The sequence below is a fragment of the Desulfotomaculum copahuensis genome (genome assembly GCF_001655685.1).
Lineage (GTDB): Bacteria > Bacillota > Desulfotomaculia > Desulfotomaculales > Desulfovirgulaceae > Desulfotomaculum_G > Desulfotomaculum_G copahuensis.
The window spans coordinates 1-1,249 of the sequence record NZ_LYVF01000049.1 but is presented as its reverse complement, the minus strand read 5'-3'; the positions used below and the strand labels follow the sequence as shown (position 1 = coordinate 1,249).

General features: G+C 56.2%; 1 rRNA gene. It reads left to right on the top strand.

What is annotated here, in order from left to right:
* Positions 1 to 48 precede the first annotated feature (48 nt).
* Positions 49 to 1,249 (top strand): 23S ribosomal RNA (locus tag A6M21_RS04375); the annotation flags it as partial.

Here is a 1,249-nt window from a genome sequence, read left to right as displayed (position 1 = left end):
AATGTTCCTTGAAAACTTCACAGCGAAAAAGACAAGTTCGTCGAGAACGGTCAAGTTACAAAGGGCATACGGTGGATGCCTTGGCGCATTGGGCCGACGAAGGACGCGGCAAGCTGCGAAAAGCCACGGGGAGCCGCAAACAGGCATCGATCCGTGGATCTCCGAATGGGGCAACCCGGCGGGGCAAACCCCCGTCATTCTGCACTGAATACATAGGTGCAGGAAGGGCACCCGGGGAACTGAAACATCTTAGTACCCGGAGGAAAAGAAAGCAACAGCGAACCCCCCAGTAGCGGCGAGCGAACAGGGGCGGGCCTAAACCGGAGCTGCATGCAGCTCCGGGGTTGAGGGACTCCCACAAGCGAACATGCAGTTAACCGAAGCGGGCTGGAAAGCCCCGTCACAGAAGGCAACAACCCTGTAGGTAAAAACAAGCATGCAAGCGGGGAGGATCCCAAGTACCGCGGGACACGTGGAACCCCGCGGGAATCCGGGAGGACCACCTTCCAAGGCTGAATACCCGATGCGACCGATAGTGAACCAGTACCGAGAGGGAAAGGTGAAAAGCACCCCGGGAGGGGAGTGAAAAAGCACCTGAAACCGTATGCCTACAAACAGTCAAAGCCCGTTAAACGGGTGATGGCGTACTTTTTGTAGAACGGACCGGCGAGTTGCATCCAGCGGGCGAGGTTAAGGCAAGAAAGCCGGAGCCGGAGTGAAAGCGAGCCTGAAAAGGGCGAAAAGTCCGTTGGAGCAGACCCGAAACCGGGTGATCTACCCATGTTCAGAGTGAAGCTAAAGTAAAATTTAGTGGAGGCTCGAACCAACCGTCGTTGAAAAGGCGGTGGATGAAATGTGGGTAGGGGTGAAATGCCAATCGAACCCGGAAATAGCTGGTTCTCCCCGAAATAGCTTTAGGGCTAGCCTCAAAGCAAAGCCGCGGAGGTAGAGCACTGACTGGGCTAGGGGCCTTCACCGGTTACCGAACCCAATCAAACTCCGAATGCCGCCGGTTTGATCTTTGGGAGTCAGACTGCGGGTGCTAAGATTCGTAGTCGAGAGGGAAACAGCCCGGACCGCCGGCTAAGGTCCCCAAGCGACGCTAAGTGGAAAAGGATGTGGGGTTGCCCGGACAACCAGGATGTTGGCTTAGAAGCAGCCACCATTCAAAGAGTGCGTAATAGCTCACTGGTCAAGTGACCCTGCGCCGAAAATGAAACGGGGCTCAAGCGTTGCACCGAAGCCGCGG